Source organism: Candidatus Bathyarchaeota archaeon A05DMB-5, from assembly GCA_019685655.1.
Classification (GTDB): domain Archaea; phylum Thermoproteota; class Bathyarchaeia; order Bathyarchaeales; family Bathycorpusculaceae; genus DSLH01.
The window spans coordinates 362,162-380,619 of the sequence record JABFQP010000001.1 but is presented as its reverse complement, the minus strand read 5'-3'; the positions used below and the strand labels follow the sequence as shown (position 1 = coordinate 380,619).

The 18,458-nt window shown below is 42.4% G+C and carries 19 protein-coding genes; 9 read left to right on the top strand and 10 right to left on the bottom strand.

Annotated features, from left to right (window positions below):
* Position 1: 1 nt before the first annotated feature.
* Together HM003_02185 and HM003_02180 are read right to left on the bottom strand one after the other, a co-directional pair.
* Positions 2-409 (bottom strand): CTP-dependent riboflavin kinase, encoded by a 408-nt coding sequence (locus HM003_02185; protein MBX5328150.1) that lies wholly within the window; start codon positions 407-409, stop codon positions 2-4.
* Positions 406-774: a hypothetical protein gene (locus tag HM003_02180; GenBank protein ID MBX5328149.1), complete on the bottom strand. Its 369-nt coding sequence runs from the start codon at positions 772-774 to the stop codon at positions 406-408. Before HM003_02180 ends, HM003_02185 begins: the two co-directional genes overlap by 4 nt.
* Before the next feature lie 130 nt (positions 775-904).
* On the opposite strand from HM003_02180, the gene HM003_02175 reads away from it, so the two are divergent.
* The 5 genes from HM003_02175 to HM003_02155 all read left to right on the top strand — a co-directional run bounded on the left by HM003_02175 (position 905) and on the right by HM003_02155 (position 6,275).
* Complete coding sequence (locus HM003_02175; GenBank protein MBX5328148.1) at positions 905-1,984, top strand: inositol-3-phosphate synthase; 1,080 nt, start codon at positions 905-907, stop codon at positions 1,982-1,984.
* A 150-nt stretch (positions 1,985-2,134) separates the two neighbouring features.
* The gene (gene gcvH / locus HM003_02170; GenBank protein MBX5328147.1) at positions 2,135-2,545 is read left to right on the top strand and encodes a glycine cleavage system protein GcvH; all 411 of its coding nucleotides are present in this window, start codon (positions 2,135-2,137) and stop codon (positions 2,543-2,545) included.
* A gap of 13 nt (positions 2,546-2,558) precedes the next feature.
* Positions 2,559-3,905 (top strand): FAD-dependent oxidoreductase, encoded by a 1,347-nt coding sequence (locus HM003_02165; protein MBX5328146.1) that lies wholly within the window; start codon positions 2,559-2,561, stop codon positions 3,903-3,905.
* Positions 3,906-3,964: 59 nt separating this feature from the next.
* The gene (gap, locus tag HM003_02160) at positions 3,965-4,978 is read left to right on the top strand and encodes a type I glyceraldehyde-3-phosphate dehydrogenase (protein MBX5328145.1); all 1,014 of its coding nucleotides are present in this window, start codon (positions 3,965-3,967) and stop codon (positions 4,976-4,978) included.
* A gap of 67 nt (positions 4,979-5,045) precedes the next feature.
* Positions 5,046-6,275, top strand: coding sequence for a phosphoglycerate kinase (locus HM003_02155; GenBank protein ID MBX5328144.1), 1,230 nt, complete (start codon positions 5,046-5,048; stop codon positions 6,273-6,275).
* Between the two features lie 13 nt (positions 6,276-6,288).
* Here HM003_02155 and HM003_02150 read toward each other — a convergent pair whose 3' ends face one another.
* Together HM003_02150 and HM003_02145 are read right to left on the bottom strand one after the other, a co-directional pair.
* On the bottom strand, positions 6,289-7,587 hold the full coding sequence (locus tag HM003_02150) for a glycosyltransferase family 4 protein (protein MBX5328143.1): 1,299 nt from the start codon (positions 7,585-7,587) through the stop codon (positions 6,289-6,291).
* Positions 7,588-7,675: 88 nt separating this feature from the next.
* A complete protein-coding gene (locus HM003_02145; GenBank protein ID MBX5328142.1) occupies positions 7,676-8,362 on the bottom strand; it encodes a DUF91 domain-containing protein in 687 nt (228 codons plus the stop codon).
* A 173-nt stretch (positions 8,363-8,535) separates the two neighbouring features.
* On the opposite strand from HM003_02145, the gene HM003_02140 reads away from it, so the two are divergent.
* The 4 genes from HM003_02140 to HM003_02125 all read left to right on the top strand — a co-directional run bounded on the left by HM003_02140 (position 8,536) and on the right by HM003_02125 (position 12,245).
* On the top strand, positions 8,536-10,083 hold the full coding sequence (locus HM003_02140; protein ID MBX5328141.1) for an alpha-amylase: 1,548 nt from the start codon (positions 8,536-8,538) through the stop codon (positions 10,081-10,083).
* A 69-nt stretch (positions 10,084-10,152) separates the two neighbouring features.
* The gene (locus HM003_02135) at positions 10,153-10,404 is read left to right on the top strand and encodes a hypothetical protein (protein MBX5328140.1); all 252 of its coding nucleotides are present in this window, start codon (positions 10,153-10,155) and stop codon (positions 10,402-10,404) included.
* A 9-nt stretch (positions 10,405-10,413) separates the two neighbouring features.
* Positions 10,414-11,040 (top strand): glycosyltransferase, encoded by a 627-nt coding sequence (locus tag HM003_02130; protein MBX5328139.1) that lies wholly within the window; start codon positions 10,414-10,416, stop codon positions 11,038-11,040.
* A complete protein-coding gene (locus HM003_02125) occupies positions 11,037-12,245 on the top strand; it encodes a glycosyltransferase family 4 protein (protein MBX5328138.1) in 1,209 nt (402 codons plus the stop codon). The genes HM003_02130 and HM003_02125 overlap by 4 nt, the downstream gene beginning before the upstream one ends.
* Before the next feature lie 39 nt (positions 12,246-12,284).
* Here the strand turns inward: HM003_02125 and HM003_02120 are convergent, their stop codons facing one another.
* The 6 genes from HM003_02120 to HM003_02095 all read right to left on the bottom strand — a co-directional run bounded on the left by HM003_02120 (position 12,285) and on the right by HM003_02095 (position 18,348).
* Positions 12,285-13,418 (bottom strand): hypothetical protein, encoded by a 1,134-nt coding sequence (locus tag HM003_02120; protein MBX5328137.1) that lies wholly within the window; start codon positions 13,416-13,418, stop codon positions 12,285-12,287.
* Positions 13,419-13,447: 29 nt separating this feature from the next.
* Positions 13,448-13,933 (bottom strand): hypothetical protein, encoded by a 486-nt coding sequence (locus tag HM003_02115; protein MBX5328136.1) that lies wholly within the window; start codon positions 13,931-13,933, stop codon positions 13,448-13,450.
* Between the two features lie 228 nt (positions 13,934-14,161).
* On the bottom strand, positions 14,162-15,082 hold the full coding sequence (locus tag HM003_02110; GenBank protein ID MBX5328135.1) for a 4Fe-4S binding protein: 921 nt from the start codon (positions 15,080-15,082) through the stop codon (positions 14,162-14,164).
* Between the two features lie 41 nt (positions 15,083-15,123).
* Positions 15,124-16,488, bottom strand: coding sequence for a TldD/PmbA family protein (locus tag HM003_02105; protein ID MBX5328134.1), 1,365 nt, complete (start codon positions 16,486-16,488; stop codon positions 15,124-15,126).
* On the bottom strand, positions 16,475-17,860 hold the full coding sequence (locus HM003_02100) for a TldD/PmbA family protein (protein ID MBX5328133.1): 1,386 nt from the start codon (positions 17,858-17,860) through the stop codon (positions 16,475-16,477). Before HM003_02100 ends, HM003_02105 begins: the two co-directional genes overlap by 14 nt.
* Before the next feature lie 149 nt (positions 17,861-18,009).
* Complete coding sequence (locus tag HM003_02095; protein ID MBX5328132.1) at positions 18,010-18,348, bottom strand: hypothetical protein; 339 nt, start codon at positions 18,346-18,348, stop codon at positions 18,010-18,012.
* Positions 18,349-18,458 lie beyond the last annotated feature (110 nt).

The window sequence follows — 18,458 nt, the reverse complement described above, 5'->3', positions numbered from 1 at the left end:
TTCAAAGTATTAGATTGACTTCGACCAAGTCGCTGTCTTTAAGCCGAAATTTTTCTCTCAAATTTATTGGCGCGATAACTTCTATAACGTCTTCTGGATAATGTGCAATTTCTGGAATAACAATCACACATTTCGTCTCACCCATAAAAAGAGCGGGTAAGCATCTTCCACGGCAGAAACCCTTTTCAGGCAGAATCTCTATCGATGCCTTTTTTAGCTGTTTCTTAAAGCCAACGTAGTCGTCGAGTAATTTTATGTTTAATGTGCCAACGGATGGTGAGAAGCCAAGTTTCTCTTCTATTTGCTCTTTCACCCACGGCAAACTAGTGAATCGTGAGCCTTCGCCGCTTCCAGAGAAAACCTTCCCTTTAACATTCAATGTTTTCAGCTTTTTTATCGCATGATTCATTTTTGCTCTTTCAACCAACTCGCAACTTTTCGAAACATAGGATTAGAAGACATGTCTATAACAGGAACTATTATCTTCTCTTTCGTTTCAATCGTGGATTGATACTTTGGCATTAATGAATATCCAACAAATGTCCAATAAACACGTTTTTCTTCAATTAACGCCTTCGCAGCCATTTCTGTTGAAGCGGGAAGCGGAAAATAAAGAAACACAACGCCGTCTGCCCAGTAAAGCCCAGCGGGTTTGCCTCCAGCGATGACAGAAATGAATCTTGCTATGTCGTCTGGGTTTGAGAAGAAGTTGCGTTCCATTATGACGATTTCTTTAAAGGGTTCAAATTTCACGTCTACGTTGCCTTCACTCATTTTGTCCACCAAATCCTCAATTATTCATTAATGGTGGGATGTTCCCTTTTAATCTTGTCATGTTTCTAGAAAAAGTTATAGAGTAGGCAGTTCCTAAAGCTTGACCAAAAGACAATGAAGAGGAATATGTTTGCCAGAAATTCGAGTAGCACTTGTGGGCGTCGGTAACAGTGCATCAGCACTCGTCCAAGGAACTCAGTATTACAAAAACGCAAAGGAAGACGAAACAGTGCCGGGACTCATGCACGTGAACTTCGGCGGATATCACATTAGAGATGTAAAGTTTGTTGCCGCTTTTGAAGTGAACAAAAACAAAATTGGAAGGGACTTAGCTGAAGCCATATTTACTGAACCGAACTGTGTTGCCAAGTTTGCAGACGTACCACATTTGGGCGTTAAGGTTTCGCCCGCACCAATCCTAGACGGCGTAGCCGAGCACATGAAAGAAACATTCAATATTCACGACGACAGCAAACTCAAACAGACAGACGTGGTGAATGCCCTCAAAGAAGCCAAAGCAGAAATCCTTGTCAACTACTTACCCGTAGGAAGCCGAAACGCCACGCGCTTCTACGCTCAAGCAGCTTTGGACGCTGGATGCGCCTTTGTAAACTGCATACCAGAGTTTATAACTTCAGACCCAGCTTGGAGCAAAAAATTTGAAGAAAAAGGATTGCCAGTGGCTGGAGACGACGTGAAAAGCCAAGTGGGCGCAACCATTCTCCACCGTAACTTGGTTAGGTTATGCGTAGATAGAGGAGTGATTGTTGACGAGACTTACCAACTTAATCTTGGCGGCGACACGGACTTCCAAAACATGACAGTTGAAGAACGCTTACACACTAAACGCATAAGCAAAACTGAAGCCGTAACAAGCCTTGTTCCTTACGAGCTACCAACAAGAATAGGTCCTTCCGACTATGTGCCCTTTCTGGGAAACAAGAAAATATGCTACATTTGGCTTAAAGGCAGAAAATTCGGCGACAGACCCTTAACAATAACAGTCAAGCTGGAAGTTGAAGATTCGCCGAACAGCGCTGGAGTCGTAATCGACGTTATAAGAGCTGCAAAACTCGCATTAGACCGCAAAATCGCCGGTCCACTCATAAGTATATCCTCATACGCGTTTAAGCATCCGCCGATACAAGTGCCAGACCCCATAGCCAAAGAATGGGTGGAAGAATACATACAAGGAAAAAGAGAACGCTAACCCTTATGAACATTTTTTCATCCAAGGTTTCACTTAAGTTTAACAGAATTTTCTTAAAAAGATAATACTTCAATGACAAAACTCATCCAGAGACAGTTAATTTTAAAGGCTAATATGTGAAAGAATAACAACTACAAAAAGGTGAAAAACATGGTAAAAGTAGACGGATACGAAGTGCCAGAAGGACTATATTACACAAAAGATTTTGAATGGGCCAAAATTGAAGGAGACAAGGTTCGCGTGGGCATAACAGACTACGCCCAAAAACAACTAAGAGAAATAGTCTATGCTGAACTGCCAAGCCCAGGGTCAACAACCAAACAAAACGAACCCTACGGCACAGTGGAATCTGTAAAGGCTGTTTCGGATTTAGTCGCACCCATAAGCGGAGAAATCCTCGAAGTAAACGCAGAAGTCCAATCGAAACCTGAACTGCTAAACGAGGACCCCTACGGAAAAGGTTGGTTGCTGGTTATTAAACCCTCAAACCTACAAGCGGAATTAGCCAACATCATGGACTTCAACAAAGCCGTCGAATGGCACAAAAGCCTAGCAAAATAGAAGGAAAAAGCAAATGCCGAGACGCATAGTAATAATTGGCGCACATGCTGCAGGCGTCGATGCTGCATCAGCAGCTAGAAAAACCGACCGCACCGCAGAAATAACGTTAATAACAGAAGAAAAACACGCGGGTTACTCACGTTGTGGACTGCCATTCGTGCTCGCAGGGCATATACCAAGCTTTCAAAACCTAATCGTTTTTCCACCATCCTTCTACCAAATGATGAAACTCAACCTCAAAACTGAAACCAAAGTCACAAAAATTAACACTGGAAACAAAACCGTCGAAACAGTAGACAAAACTGGCAAAACTGAAGCCTTACCCTATGACAGCCTAATCCTAGCAACAGGCGCAAACTCCTTCACGCCGCCTATTAAAGGCAAAGAAAAACAAGGCATACACTCCCTACGAACATTAGAAGACGGAGAAAGAATAGAAGAAGCAATCAGAAACGGAGCTAAAACCGCAGTAGTCATGGGAGCAGGCCTAATCGGTCTCGAAGTAGCAGTAGCTCTCCAAGAAAGAGGCTTAAAAGTCACAGTTGTCGAACTATTGCCTCAGATACTCCCAATGATGCTTGATGCAGACATGGCAAGCATGATTCAAGAAATGCTCCAAACAAAAGGAATAAACATCCTAACCGGAAAAGGCGTAGAGGAATTTCTTGGAACAGAAAAAGTGACAGGCATAATGGCTGGTGGACAACAAATTAACGCGGATTTGTTCGTTAGCGCGTTCGGCGTGAGAGCCAACACTCAACTTGCAGTTGACGCTGGCGTTGCTTTGGGAGAAACCAAAACAATAAAGACAAATGCGAGAATGGAAACAAACGTCAAAGACATTTACGCGATAGGCGACTGTGCAGAAAGCATCCACATAGTCACACAAAAACCAGCTGTTCAACAACTTGGAACGGTCGCCGTGAGACATGGAAAAGTCGCGGGAATTAACGCTGCTGGTGGTTACGCGCTATTCACTGGAGTTTTAGGTTCGGCTGTGACTAGACTTTATGACACGGAGGCAGGCGTTACTGGATTGACCGAAGCTGCAGCGCAAAGAGCAAAGATTGACGTTGTAACTGGAACAATAACTTCAAAAACGAAAGCAGACTATTACCCTGGTGCAAGACCAATCAAAGTAAAACTTGTCGTCGAAAAAGAATCACAGCGAATAATCGGAGCACAAATAATCGGTGGAGAAGAAGTAACCCAGCGCATAAACGCCATATCCTTTGCAATACAGAAGCAAATGACAGTCCGCGAATTAGCCAAAGCAGACACGGCATATGCACCGCCAGTATGCGAGACATGGGAACCACTGGTTTTAGCTGCTGAAATGGTGCTAATGAAGCTAAAGTAACCGCAAAAAATTAATTAGATGAATGAGAGTAAACCACGAGTAAATTAAAGGTGATTTAAATGGCAATAAAAGTCGCAATAAACGGATTCGGAAGAATAGGAAGATTACTTTACAGAGCAGCAATAGAAAGAAACGCCAAAATAGACTTTGTAGCCATAAACGACATAGCTGACGCAAAAACACTTGCCCATCTCCTAAAATACGATTCTGTGCATGGAAGATTCAACGCTGATGTCAAAACAAAAGACAACAGCATAATAGTCAACGGAAAAGAGCTAAAAGTATTGTCACAGAAAGACCCAGCAATGTTGCCTTGGAAAGACTTAGGTGTCTACTTAGCTGTTGAATCTACTGGCTTGTTCACAGACAGAGAAGGCGCTTCAAAACACCTTCAAGCCGGAGCAAAAAAAGTACTCATATCAGCGCCAGCCACAAACCCAGACATAACAATAGTCTTAGGCGTGAACCACAACAAATACGACCACGCCAGCCACCACATACTCTCTAACGCTTCATGCACAACCAACTGTGTAGCCCCCGTAACAAAAGTCTTACAGGAAAACTTCGGAGTAAAAGCAGGACTAATGACCACCGCACACGCCTACACAAACGACCAAAGAATCCAAGACCTTGTACACAAAGACTTGCGCAGAGCAAGAGCAGGAGCAATAAACATTATACCAACAACAACAGGCGCCGCCAGAGCAGCGGGCTTGGTTCTGCCAGAACTTAAAGGAAGAATAGACGGTATAGCCCTGAGGGTCCCTGTTCCAAACGTTTCAATAGTAGACCTGACAGCAGTTTTAGAAAAGAACGCTACAAAAGAGGAGATTAACGCTGCGTTTAAGAAAGCAGCAGAAGGACCATTAAAAGGCATACTGGAATACACAGAAGACCCGATAGTCTCAACAGACGTAAACCACAGTACATATTCAGCAGTCTTCGACGCTCAATCTACGATGGTTGTCGGAGGAAACCTCGCTAAAGTGCTCGCATGGTACGACAACGAGTGGGGTTTCTCTTGCCGCATGGTCGAGTTAATCGAACTAGTAGGCAAGAAAGCAGGTTTCTAGCACTTTAAAAGCTTAAGTTTTTAAACAAATCTCCTTCCTATTTTTTTGTTCAAGAAAGGTGAAGTGAATGGTGAAATATCTAACTATAGATGACGTAAAAGTGAAGGATAAAGTCGTTCTCGTCAGAGTGGACTTTAACTCGCCAGTAGACCCGAGAACTCAAAAAGTCTTAGAAGATGTGAGAATTAGAGCGCATGGCGAAACAACAATAAAAGAGCTTGCAGAGAAAGGCGCAAAAGTCGTGGTTTTAGCGCATCAAGGACGAAAAGGCGACCCAGACTTTATACCACTAAAACAGCACGCGAAAATTCTCGGCAAAAATTTAGGAAAACCAGTAAAGTATGTAGACGACGTTTTCGGCGAAAAAGCAAAAAACGCAATAAAAAATCTCAAAAGCGGCGAAATTCTCGTCTTAGACAACGTCAGAAACTTTGCTACTGAAACAAAAGAAGGCACGCCAGAAGCTCACGCCAAAACAGAACTTGTCCAAAACCTTGCTCCTTTGGCACAATTGTTTGTGAATGACGCATTCGCAGCAGCCCATAGAGCACACGTCTCAATAATAGGCTTCACGGCTGTTTTGCCAAGCGCGGCAGGACGCATAATGGAAAGAGAATTGAAATCTTTAAGTAAAGTCTTGGAGAGCCCAGAAAAACCATGCGTGTTCATTCTTGGAGGCGCAAAGGCAGATGACTCCTTAGAAATCTCAAAGTATGTTTTGACCAATAAAATCGCTGATTACGTGCTTACCGGCGGAGTCGTCGGTCACGTGTTTCTTGTTGCAAAAGGCACCAACCTCGGCAAGGCAAACATGGAATTCTTAGAAAAGAAAGAACTCATGGGCTTAGTGCCAGGCATAAAAGAGCTCATTCAAAAGTATCCAGACAAAATCAAAACTCCCAGTGATTTGGCTGTAGAAGTAAATGGCAAACGAAAAGAAATTTCCATAAACGAATTACCCACGGAACATTCAATATTTGACATTGGACCAAAAACTGTCGATGAATACGCTAAGATTATACGAAAAGCAAAATCAATAGTCATCAGCGGACCAATGGGAGTCTACGAAAACAAAGAATTCGTTTACGGAACAAAGAAAATCTTCGAAGAAATCGCAAATTCAAAAGCGTTTTCTCTCGCAGGAGGCGGACACACAATATCTGCCCTACAAGAACTTAAACTGTCAAACAAAATCTCCTATGTCAGCACTGCTGGCGGAGCCTTAATAGAATTCTTAATGGGCAAAAAACTGCCAGGCGTCGTCGCGTTAGAGAAGGCAGCGTCTAGAAAAGCCTAATCTTCCCTACTTTTTATGTACGAGTCATTTTCTCCATCAAATCTATTAGGTGATATTCCCCATGCTCTTGTGGATGCTGAAGCGTCTGGTACAAGTAAAGCGTTTGTTCAGCAGCTTTTCTCCACGTAAAATATTGCAGCACGCGTTTTCTACCGTTTTCTCCCCACCGTTTTGCCCTTTCAGTATCACATAACACTTGCTTAATACCCCATGCAATGTCTGCGGCGTTTCCGCCGTTAACGTGAACGCCGTTTTGGTCTGGTCCAGAAGAGACAACTTGCTCTCTGAAGCCAACTACGCCTTGTGCACCTACGATTAGCGGTTTTGCCATCGCCATGGCTTCTAAGCTAACTATGCCGAAAGGCTCGTAGGTGGATGGGAAAATGCACACGTCAGACGCAGCATAATGTAGTATGCGCTCTTTTTCTGGCACAAACTCAAATTTACAAGCAACCTTATCGCTTATTCCCAATCGCTTTGCAGTTTCAATTATGTCATTTTGCTGTTCACCTTTGCCCAAAATTACAAGCTTAGTTTTAGGATATTCCTCCAAAACCATGGGCATTGCTTGAACCAAGTTTCCAACACCTTTAACCCACGTGAGTCTTCCTAGAAAGAGAAGCATTTTTTCGTCACGTTTTATGTCATATCTACTGCGGATTGCCTCCACCTCTTCAGGCTTGCAATTGCGTGGATTATAACGTTCGGGATCCACGCCGTTCCAAACCACGCTTATTTTGGAGTTTGGCCATCCATGTCTCACCAAGTCTTCTTGCATAGCGTGGCTTACGGTGATTATTTTGTCTGCTTTCTGCGCGGTCGCCCACTCAAGATAGGAAACAACTTCTGAGCCAGTTCCACCTGCTCTTCCCCACTCTGTACTGTGAACGTGAAATGTCACTGGAACTTTGGTTTCATTTTTTATTATAATCCCAGCTATACTGCTTAACCAGTCGTGTACGCAGACAACATCGTAGTTGCAGCCTTCCTTTTTCAACATGCTGTTTATGAATTTTGACGCGCTCAGGATGTTATAGATAAATATGTCGTTGAACATGCGGATGTTTGTTCCCCATTTTTTCAAGTCGTCAATGACGAACATGGGAAAAACGTTACTTGCATCCGCGATTAAGGGTCTGTGAACTTCCACGCCTTTTATGATTTCTCTTGTTTTTAAGTTTCCAGGGTTAAGAGTGAAGACTGTCACGTCATTGCCCATAGCAACAAATTCTCGCGTGATGTATTCAGCGTAAGTGCCTAAGCCGCCAACAAGCGCTGGCGGATATTCCCAAACAAAAAACCCAATTCTCATACGAAAGCACCTCGGATAGCATTTTTCACAAGAAAAGTTTTAGAGAGGAAATTTAAAGATGGGACGAAACTACTGGACACGGGCTTATTTAGAATAGCTTTAGCTTCCTCTTCGGCTCTTCCTCTTTCGGAGGCACTGGTGGCGGCGGAGACAACGGAAATTCTTCTTTCGGTGGTTCTTGTTTAGGCTTTGGCGGTTCAGGTTTTGGTTCTTCCTTCTTTTCTGGCTTAGGTTCTGGTTCGGGTTCCTTCTTCTTTACTGGTTTTGGCTCGCGCTTCTTCTCAGATGGTTTTTCCTCAGTTTCCTTTGACTTTTCTGATGGAGCCCAAGTAAAAATGGGTTGGAGACGGAGGCCTTTATGGTCTCCAAGCTTTAGATATTCCCACTCGTAGAGGTCGATGCGCATTCCCTTCATGCTTTCGACTGCACGTTTTAGCGCGTCTGAGAAGCTTGGTGCGATTAAGATCAATCGTGGTCTTTCTTTGTCGTCGATTTTGTGTTTGTTGTATGTGGCTTTCAAGAATGACTTGAATTTGTCAACGTAGTCGAGGCTTTGTATTCCTTGCAGTAGCATTATGTCGTCTTCTTTGACGCTTACTTGTATAATGACGAGTTGTCCATTGTTGTCGTGGCACAAAACATCCAGTGTGGTTCTGTCATTTATTGGAACGTTATTGCAGATCATGGTCAGATCTTTTTCGATTTGGCTCATTTCTTTGGTTATCATTTGTCCCAGTTCTTGTGGATTATCCACTCTAATTTTTTCTATTGACACGCGGTTTCACCTTTGTTGTAAAGGAAAGAAGGTTCGAGTGTGGATAAATAAGTTATGAATTCAGAATTCGAATCAAACCTAAACTTTCGCGTTGCCTTTCTCCGCGCATGTTTAGCATAGCAAATTAGAAATAATATGCAGTTTGATAATGTGAATAAAGAGAGGCTAAAGCTTTGGTTGACATAGTGTTCGTTTTCGAAGTCCATCAACCACACAGGATTAAGAAAAACTTCTTTTGGGAAAACAAACTCTTCAAACGCACAAAAAAGGAAGAGCTTTTCGACTATTACTTTGACCATTCAGTGAATAAGGAAGTTTTCTTGAGAGCATGCAGAAAATGCTATTTCCCATCCAATCAAATACTGTTGGACTTAATAGACAAATATAAAAGAGAGAGAAAGCAAGTCAAAGTTTCATTCAGTATCTCCGGCGTTTTCTTAGAGCAATCTGAAATGTTCAACAAAGACTTGTTAGAATCGTTCAAACAGCTTTCAGAAACTGGTTGCGTGGAATTCCTAAGCCAGACCTATTATCACTCGCTGGCAAGTCTCTACCCGGAAAGAGATGAATTCATCGAGCAGGTAAAGATGCACCAACAAATCATGAAAGATCTACTTAGTTACACGCCTAAAGTTTTCGAGAACACTGAGCTACTTTACAACAATGCAATAGCAAACACTGTTGAAAAATTGGGTTTTAAAGGAATTTTCACGGAAGGCGTGGAAAGAATACTTCAAGGAAAATCGCCCAACTATATTTACACGCCAAAAGGTGACAGAAAAATCAAGGTGTTATTGCGAAATTACAAGCTAACAGACGATATAGGTTTCAGATTCTCAGCAAGATGGTGGAACGAGTGGCCTTTAACCGCAGATAAATACGCAAGTTGGCTGGCAGCAACACCCGGACAATGCATTAACATATTCCCAGACTACGAAACTTTCGGCGAACACCACTGGCCAGAAACAGGCATACATGAGTTTCTAAAGCATTTACCACGGGAAATTCTGAAATGGTGGCATCTACACATGTCTACGCCCTCAGAAGTCGTGGAAAAGTATGACCCTTCTGGGGAAATTGATGTTCCAGAGCTCGGTGGAACCGTTTCTTGGGCAGATTTGGAAAGAGACGCAAGCTGTTGGCTTGGAAACACGATGCAGTGGGCTTACTATTCAACCACGAGAAGACTGGAACCGCTCATAAAGGAAACCGGAGACGAGACATTTTTGAGAATATGGCGGTATTTCCAGACAAGCGACCACTTATATTACATGTTCACAGCAGGCGGTGCACCAGGCGAGGTTCACTCTTATTTTAGTCCTTTCGGGTCTCCAATAGACGCCTTTGTGACAGAACAAGCGGCAATATTAGATTTTGAAAACAGAGTGAGACTTGCAGCAGCAGTTGCGGACGAGCCGTTCTTATTTTATGCCGGAGTTGGAGAAGACAAATTCACTGGTGTCATAGCGTGGAGTTTAAAAGGATTCGGAAAAGCTCTTCAAGAAATTAGCATAAAATCTATAGAATTTCACAATTCTCGTGGAGACTTTGAAAAGTGGGCGGAAAAATCGCTTCAAGATAAGACATTAACGGGGCAATTAAAGAAAGTTAGACTCTCAAGAGTGAAAGGAGAAATTCTTCGAAAAGCACTTGTTAAGGTTGTCAATGAAAGATTCAAAGAACTGAGCAAACATACGCAAATGGTAACCAAATATTTCTGAGAGAGAGTTGTATGCTTTTATAAAAGAAACTGCACTAAAAGTAAGCTTAAGACTATCAGGGTGAAAACTTTGAGAGAGGAACTACCACTTCCGGAGAAAATACTACAGACACTACATAACCTTTGCGCAACAGCCCCAGATTTAGCGAGAAGAAGCGAAGAGCTAGCGCAAGTCTTACAAATCGACATAAATGAAGTGGAAAGAACCCTAGACAATTACAAGCTTGAGGGTTTTGCAGAAAGCTTCACAGATAATGAAGGAAAGAAAAGATACTACTTGACGGGACGAGGAATAATAAAGGTCTGTGCACTTTTCACGTAGTGAAAGCGAATGCAAGTCACTATTTTTTCATGGGAGTACCCACCGAGAATTGTTGGACAACTTGCAGACCATGTCCGAGAACTTGCCATACAACTTGTCAAAAACAATGTGAAAGCCTTCGTGGTTACTTACCATGATTATTTGACAGGGCAATATGAGGAGTCGGAAGGCGTAAAAGTCTACAGAGTAACAAATCCCGTTCGCACGCATATAGGGGTTCTCACATGGGTTCTCACTTTAAATCAAGAAGTTGAAAGAGCCGCAACAAACATCTACTATAATATAGATAAGCAACTTGACCTCATCGATGTCCATGATTGGCATTTCATACCAGCGGCTGTTACTCTGAAAAAAGCGCTTGGTGTTCCGTTTGTTTATTCTGTGGAAAGCCTTGAAGAGCATCGTTCTCATGGCGCAAATTCACCGTTTAACATGGCTATTAAGAGCATTGAATGGTTGGGCATGTATGAAACGGCAAAACTTGTTGTTAAGTCTGAGTGGATGCGAGACGAGGTTTATCGATTATACAAGGTTCCAGTAGAAAAGGTAAAAATTATTCCGCCAAAATCCACGCACTGGATGAGAAGCATTCTAGAAATTTACAAGAGTGTTGCAGGAGGCACACTTTCCAAATGACTGACAAGTTAACTGTTATGATGCTTACTTGGGAGTTTCCGCCAAGAATTATCGGGGGGATATCGCCGCACGTCTATAATTTGTCTCGCAGTTTAGCAAAGAATGGTACGAAGGTTTATGTGGTTACTTGCGACTTTCCGGGTGCGCCTCAGCATGAAGTTGTTGATGGTGTAGAAGTTTTCAGAGTTGATTCTTACAAAAATCCTTCACCAGATTTTGCAACGTGGGTTTACTTGATGAATGTGAACATGCAGAAGGAAACCGCTGCACTTGTCAAAAGTTTAAGCGGAAAAGTTGACGTTTTTCACGCTCACGACTGGCTTGTTGCAAACGCGGGAATCGGATTGAAACATGTTTTCAGAAAGCCACTTTTGGCTACTATGCATTCGACTGAGATTGGGCGTAGAAATGGAATTCATTTTGACTATGAACGGATGATTCACGAGACAGAAGCGTGGCTCACGTATGAGGCATGGAAAGTGGTATGCTGCAGCAACTACATGGTCTCGCATGTTCAATGGGCTTTTGGACTGCCAGCAGACAAACTGGTTATGATTCCAAACGGCGTTGACACAGAAGCCTACACAAAAGTGGAACATTCGGATTTACACAGTTTTAGAAGCAAGTTTGCTTTGCCAGAAGAGAAAATTGTGCTTTTTGTCGGAAGACTCGTTTATGAAAAAGGAGTTCAAGTTCTCGTCAACGCAATTCCAAAAGTTCTGGAGAAAGTAAACGCGAAATTTGTAATCGTAGGCAACGGCTACATGAAAGAACAGCTTTCAGGCATCATTAAAGGTTTAGGATTATCGCATAAAGTACTCTTCACGGGATTTGTTGATGATGAAACATTAAAGAAATTGCAGAAATGCGCAGACGTTTCGGTAGTGCCCTCACTTTTCGAACCCTTCGGAATAGTTGCTCTTGAAGCAATGGCGGCAAAAAGCCCAGTTGTGGTTTCGGACACGGGCGGTTTGTCAGAAATAGTCGAGCACGATGTGACAGGCGTTAAAACATACGTTAATAATCCAGACTCGTTAGCGTGGGGAATAACTAAAGTGTTACTTGACGAAAAATATACAGATTGGATAAGGACAAACGCGTACAAGAAAGTTCAAGAAAAATACGACTGGAACAACATAGCCCAACAAACAAAGGCTATTTATCAAACAGTCTTAAAAGATTACTCAAAAAGCTTCTGGGCATAACCTGTTTAGAACATTCTTAAAAGATAGAGAAAGAGAAGTTTAGGGTTCTCCTGGCCATTTCATGTTGTACCCGTTTATTTCGAATATGAAGTGGACTGTTTGGGTGGATGGTATTGAAGGTAGGAATTTTAGGTCTATGGTTTGTGTTGGTGTTAAGTCCACTCGTTTTTGGTCGTCTAACATTAGTTTGGTTGTTACATAGCCAAGTTCGCTGTGATAAGCATATATTAATGGGCATAAGTGCCATTCTCCTTGATAATCAACAGCGTAAAGTTTCACTTGGTCAATGTGGCTGGTGAACTCGTCTAACTCTCTTAGCTGAAGCCTGTAAACACCGTTTTCTAAGGCTAAAGAGTTCTCTATTGTGTGCTGAACGGTAATATCTGATTCTGCATGAATGTCCAATACACCTTCTTCAGCATAGCTTGTTCCGTTCCAAACAAACAACGTTGGACAACCACCGCCGCCACCACTAGTGAGTGAGAACTGTGTATTACCTTGTTCCACAGTAAGCCAACAGTCAGTATCGGGAAAATCATCTCCAATGATGAATATTACTGAGACTTGAGTCCCATCCGCCCATATTAATAAGAACTCTAATTCTATTAACACATGGTGTCCTAGATGATATTGAGCAACGCCGTTTTCGATTGAAATGCTTAATGTTCCATCTGTTTGAGCGGCACCCCACAGTGGGCTATCATGATAATCTACCAAGAAATTGCCAAGATATAACCAATCACCCATATACTCATGAGCAGTGCTCTTTTCAAAAGATGCATCTTCTCCGCTTAGAGTTATTCCAAGAGTAAGCACTTTGTACATAAATCTTAGCGTAAATGAAGCTTGAAGACCGTATTGGCTAACAGAAATTGGATGCACTCTTTCAAAGTTTGCATAATCACTGTTTCCGCAAGTGTCCAAATACCAAATGAATATATAGAAACGGTCTGGAACAACGTGCCATGGCGGTAGCAATTTCCACCAATCGTTTTGTTTGCAAGTAAATGTTACAGCGAATTCCTCACAAGTTGTGGGATAGTTGGAGTCGTAAGGAACAATGGGAAAATATCTAACATAAACGTAGCTCTTGTCATCTTGATATTCTTCCGATCCATGTGAGGCTGCATAGATAGGTTTTGCTCTGAAAAACACTAGGAACAACGCAGTCATTAATAATAAAGCTGCAATTTTTTTCCATTCTACATTCCTCTATTTTTGGGGGATGTGCGTTTGCAAGTTAAATAAAAGGTATATGCAAAGATAGCCCATGCGACAACCGCACCTATGTTAATAGTCCAAAGAAGCACATGCTCTCCTAATGTCCGTTCTACTTCTGGGAAATAGGCTATTTGGATGTAGTAATAGTCACCGTAGTATTTTATTGTGTCGTGGCCTTGTGAGTAGTTGAAGTATTGTTGAAACCAATCATATGCTCTTGTAGCTTTTGAGATTTTAATAGGCTCACGGACAATATCGCATGCTTGGACATATTCATAAGGAGTCCCAGAGAAATCGCTTTGAGTGAGGTCTGTGTATGCAGGTGGCGGAATTTCCCATTCAGACAACTTGTGAGCGTTCAGGTACACTAAATATGGGATATTATGGAATCGGAAGTTGTAGGCTATGACTATTAGGCTGAGAAAAGCTAAAACTACTAGGATAGCAGCAACTCGCGCTTTCATCATCATTCATCCCCTTTGTTCTCTTTCTGCCCTTCGATTAGGGCTAGGCGGTGACATGCCTCCACAGTATTTAACTGTGGCTTTAACATTTAGCTTTTTTTCATTTACCTTTGTTTTGTTTTTCACCATCTAATAATTTAAGTTTTTCCAATAAACAAAAATGCTATTTCACGTCTGGTTTAATTTAGAAATAGAAAAAGAGACCATGCAATAAAATGCTTACGAGTACTGCTACGGGTATTTCAGTTTGATGGCTTTGTTTTTGCATGCGTCAACACATTTCATGCAGTAGATACATTCTGGGTCGCTGAATTTCTCCCAAGGCAAATCCAAAATCTGCACACGCATCGGACAAGCCTCAACACAGACACGACATTCACCCTTAGCACATTTGGTTAAGTCCCTACGCAAACCGAGAAAACTAAACTTGTTCAAAACTGCCATGAGCGCTCCGTGAGGACAGAAATATTTGCACCAACTTCGCGGGACAAATACAGCAAAAGCGATAACACCACTCATTATGATCAGTTGTACCCAGAAAAGCAGAGGCAAACTTGCAATGAAAGACCCAGCATCCACCGTTTGACTTGTAAATGCAGCACTTGCACTTTGGACGAAGGCTGGCAACGTTCCAAACAAAGTTTCTGCGGGACTCAACGCAGTGAACGGTGCTTGCGTGAAAATGCCCAGCACACTTTCATAACTTTTGTGAGTCCCAGCAAGTTTTGTAGCTGCGAAGGTTCCGCTAATGAATAAAGTGATTAGTAAAATGCCATATTTCACGTATATCATAGTTTTATGGGTTCGCGGTGAAATTTCTCGTTTTTTACGGCTAATGAAGCCAACTAAGTCTTGAATGAAACCGAATGGACAAACCCAACCGCATAAGGATTTACCAATTAAAATGCCCAAGACCAAGAAAGAAGCGACAGCAGCCCATGGAAAAACAGCATCATACAACATAAGCTGTATTGCAGTATATGCGTCGCCTACAGTGTTAGGCTGAAGCCTCCAAGTCCACAAGACTGGAAGTAAAAGTGGCAAAGAACCCAAATTGAAAACGATTGCGCTGAAAAATATGAAAGACAAGAACTGCACTATTCTTCGTGGCGTGTTATACTTTAGCAAAGCTTGCTTGATTTTGCCAGCCAATTTCCCGCCTCTTCCATGCGAATAATGAAAGTCTCTGTTATTTATTTTCCGATTACTTTAACGTTTTCTACAAGAACCCACGGCGCAACTAATTGCCCAATCTTGCGCTCATTGTTAGCCAACGCAGAAACATTCTTTAACACTTGGAAAATGTTACCAGCAATCATAACTCCCCTGGTGGCGTGGGCGATTTTACCGTCTTTTATTTTCCAAGCGGGCGTCGCAACCACAGAAAACTCTCCACTAGCAGGATTGCTACTGTGAGCACCTTGCAAAAAGGATACAATGAGACCCCCCTTGACTTCGTTTACGAGTTCTTCCGGCGACTTTTTCCCAGGCAAAACGTGAAAGTTTGTGGCTTCAATGCTTGGCGTTGACAAATACCCGGCTCTGGTGGCGTTTCCAGTGCTTTCCTTTCCTTCTTTCTTGGCAGTATAATTGTCGTAGATAAAATTGCGTAGGATGCCCTTCTCTATTACTGCTGTTTTTTGTTGAGGAACACCTTCACCATCAAATCTCCAAGTTTGAAGCCCACCCTTAAACAAGCCATCATCGTAGATTGTCACAATTTCTGAGGCAACCTTTTCGCCTATCTTGCCTCTAAACACAGATTGGTTTCTCTGCACGAAATCCGCCTTGACAGCACTAATTAAAGTGAAATAGAAAAGTTGCTGCAATGCAAACTGCGTAAATATAACATTGGTACTCTTTGTCTCTATCTTCTTCACTTTCAAAGCTGAAACCGTCAATCGCGCGGCTTCTTCGCCGACCCATTCCGGGTCAATATTGCAGCTTCTTTCAGCGTTAAACTCAAAACACACTGGCGTCACTTCACTCCCTTCCTGAGCGATTGCCGCCAAGCTGCATTCGATGACCGTGCCATGGTCGGCACACGCAACACCGTTGGAGTTAGCCACGACAGAAGACAAGTATGAAGCACCAGCGCCTCCTTCTATGGGAAAGACCCGCTTATCCTTTTTCTCAGCAGCACCTAACATTACAGAAGCAATTTTGACTAAATCTTCAGAATTAAGCTGCGCAACTTTGCTATCGTAAGTATTTTCCACAGTTGCAAGAGGTTTTTTGTCTGGAAAGCCATGCCAGTCCTCGTCCGGTTTGCTTGCATTCGCAAAACTTATCGCTTTCAGAACCGTCTCCTCAGTTGCTGTCTTGTTTTCCAGCATGTTAGTATAAGAAAAGCCCACCGCTTTTTTTATTACAGCTCTAACGCCTAAGCCTCTGTCAATCATACGAGAACCTTTGGCAATCTGTCCACGTTCAATAACAACATTGTTAGCGAAACCTTGATACACAAACGCCTCAGCTTCATCGGCTCCCTTCTTTAAAGCGAAACTAACCGCATCTTCGGCTAGACTTAACATTTCCTGCTGCTTAAGCACTGCCACCCACCAAAACCTCCTTTACCCTAATATGAGGACCGCCGTCGCATACGAAGGCGGTCTGTCCCTTCCCGCATCTTCCAGGCGACAATTTAAAATCTTTTCCGACAGCGTCCACCTTAAGCAAAGTTTCAAGCGTGTTACCGCTTATAGAAGCGTTACGCACAGGCTCGCCTACTTCTCCTTTATTTATTTCGTATGCTTCTTGGATTCCAACCTGAAAAGTGCCGTCCAAATTTGCTTGCCCGCCACGAAAACTCTTGAAGTAGTAGCCAAACTTTATGCCTTCAATTAGTTCTTCGAAAGAGTAATCCTTAGGCTCTAAAAACGTGTTGCGCATCCGTATTATAGGCTCAACTCTAAAATCCTCAGCTCTGGCGTTGCCGGTTGGTTCCATGTTCAATTTGTGTGCAGTTTCACGGTTGTGCATCAGACCAGCCACAACACCGTCTTTCACAAGAAGTGTCCGCTGCGCTGGAATCCCTTCATCATCATACTTAAAAGAACCAAAAGCGTCTTTAACAGTGCCATCATCATAGAAAGTGACCATGTTAGACGCTATCTTCTTCCCAAACTTATTCAATAACACTGAGCCAGACAAGGTCAAGTCAGCTTCTGCAAGGTGACCAAAAGCTTCATGAACAAAAACGCCAACAACATTGGGTCCTAAAACCACTGGAAATGAACCGCCTTTTGGAGGTTTAGCTTTTAACTGTTCAACTGCTCGTTTTGCAACGCTTTCACCGATGTTTTCTGGGGTTTCAACATCGAATATTTCGTAGCCTGATGTGGAGCCTATTTTCTCTCGGCTGAAAGTGAAAACCTCCGCCTCTGACGCCGTGGCGGTTATTCTTGACCACACGTACAGTTTGCTTTGCTCAATGTAAGTGTCTTCATTATTCACAAAAAAGCTGGTTCCAGTCAAATCAAGATAATCTATTGTGCAGCTTTTTACACGTTTATCGTAGCCTAAAATGGTGTTGTTAATTGCTAGCGTGGTGCTTATTTTATCTTCTATCGGGATTTCTGAGGGGTCTTTCCGTGGTTTCGCAACAACTTTATCTTCAATGGTTTTTGCTTCAGCAATTTTTATCGGATTCTTAAGTCTTACACTTGCAACTTTCGCCATTTTGCAAGCATCCGAAACAGCATCCGTTAAGGTTTCAATGTTTAAAGAACCAACCGACGCAAAACCCCAAGCACCATTAACTAGCACGCGCAACGCAACGCCGCTTTCAATTCCTTGTTTTGCCGCTTCAACACGACCTTCCTTAAGCGTAAGCAGGGTCTTGAAAAGTTTCTGCGCCCGAGCTTCAGCGTATTCAGCTTTAAACTTTTGAGTTGCTACATCAACAACTTTAACGAGAATGTCTTTCAAACGTGTTGCCCTTCCAATGTTAGTGTTAGGAAGGATTTATTCGGAAACACGATTATATAAATGGTTATGGTTCCTATGTTTAACTATTCAAAAGGCATACATCATTAAATTAAGGTGCAATAACAAGATTAGGAAAGTGAAAAGGGTGTCTACGCTTTTCGCATAAGCAATTTTACTTGGCTAGCAAAGTCGTATTCTTCTTGGACTCTCTCTAGGTCTAGTCGGCGGAGTAAGCCATAGCTGGAGTAGATGTCATCCAGAATCTTACGTTCAACAACATAGGCGCCAGATCTTAGAAAGTCTTCGAGTCCTTTTGCAAAAAGTTCGATTTTTTCGGCTATCTCATCTCTTTTAATGGAGTAATTGTTCTCTAGATGCTTATAGATTAGAATTGTGGCTTCCTCACCGAAAACTTGTCTTAACACTCTGTCGATGATTTTCGAGATTTTGTCTTCTTTCTTGTTTGTGGGCTGGATTATGTGTTGCAATGTTGAACCCTCATACAGTATCGTATGTATTGCGACTTAATAAATCTTCTCGTGTACCCGTAAAACACGTATACAATTAGGAATACATAAAATAAACAATCACATGAAGT